This is a genomic window from Luteibacter sp. P4_D7_3, assembly GCF_056401735.1.
In genome coordinates this window covers 1-1179 of record NZ_JBFUIT010000587.1, presented here as the reverse complement: position 1 = coordinate 1179, position 1179 = coordinate 1, and the positions used below count along the sequence as shown (strand labels likewise).

1 protein-coding gene is annotated in these 1179 nt (G+C 66.8%); it reads left to right on the top strand.

The window, feature by feature from the left end:
- A partial coding sequence (locus AC1DSN_RS22935) for a Gfo/Idh/MocA family protein (protein ID WP_477333175.1) occupies nt 1-844 on the top strand: 844 nt, incomplete at its 5' end.
- Between the last annotated feature and the right edge of the window lie 335 nt (nt 845-1179).

Sequence of the window (1179 nt, the reverse complement as noted above, 5' to 3'; positions counted from 1 at the left end):
TGACTATGCAGCGCGCCATGGCGTGCCGCGCTGGCACGACGACGCGGCGGCACTCATTGCCGACCCGGACGTCGATGCCGTCTACATCGCCACACCGCCCTCCAGCCATCGCGAGTACGCGCTGATGGCGATCGCTGCGGGGAAACCGGTGTACGTCGAGAAACCCATGGCGATCGACCACGCGGAATGCATGGCGATCGTCGAGGCGGGCAGGGCGGCCGGCGTGCCGGTTTTCGTGGCCTATTACCGCCGCATGCTGCCGCGTTTCCGCCGCATCGCGGCGCTGCTGGCCGAAGGTGCCATCGGCACGCCGCGACTGGTCAACGTACTTCTGCACCATCCCTTCGAAGCGCGTTATCAGGACCCGGCCAACCTGCCGTGGACCGTGCGCCCGGAGCTCTCGGGAGGCGGCATCTTCGTCGACATCGGCTGCCACACGCTGGACATCCTCGACTTCCTGCTCGGTCCCATCGTCACCGTGCGCGGTATGGTCTCGCATCAGATGGACGCCTATCCGGCCGAGGACACCGTGGCCATGGCGTTCTCGTTCGGATCCGGGGTGCTCGGTACGGGTCTGTGGAACTTCTGCGCGGACCGGCGGGAAGATCGCGTCGAGATCGTGGGGGATCGCGGGCGTCTGGTCTTCGCCACCTTCGGCGAAGGGCCCATCCGCCTCGAGGCTGGCGGTCGTGTGGAGGACATCCTTATCGCCCATCCCGAGCACATACAGCAGCCACTGATCGAATCCATCGTCGCCGAGCTGACCGGCAAGGGTGCCTGCCCGTCCACCGGCGAGACCGGGGCGCGGACCAGCTGGGTGATGGATCAGGTACTACGGGGCTAGAACCTCCGCCCGGTAGGAGCCGATTCATCGGCGATGCTCTTGCCTTCTGTGGGAGCCGATTCATCGGCGATGGGTGCTCGCCCCGAACGGGCCCGCTGCCGCGGGATCGCCGATGAATCGGCTCCCACAGGAGCAGGTGTGCCGTAACGGGGTCAACGGGTAGGTTCAGTGTTGCAATTGGGCTGGCGGGCCCCATGCTATTCTCCGCCGGCTGGTTCCCTTGGGGGAACTGGCCTCCACAGCGTCTTCAGGGCGGGGTGTGACTCCCCACCGGCGGTAGGTTTCCGCAAGGAAACGAGCCCGCGAGCGCTCCCGGTTTCGGCCGGGAGGTCAGC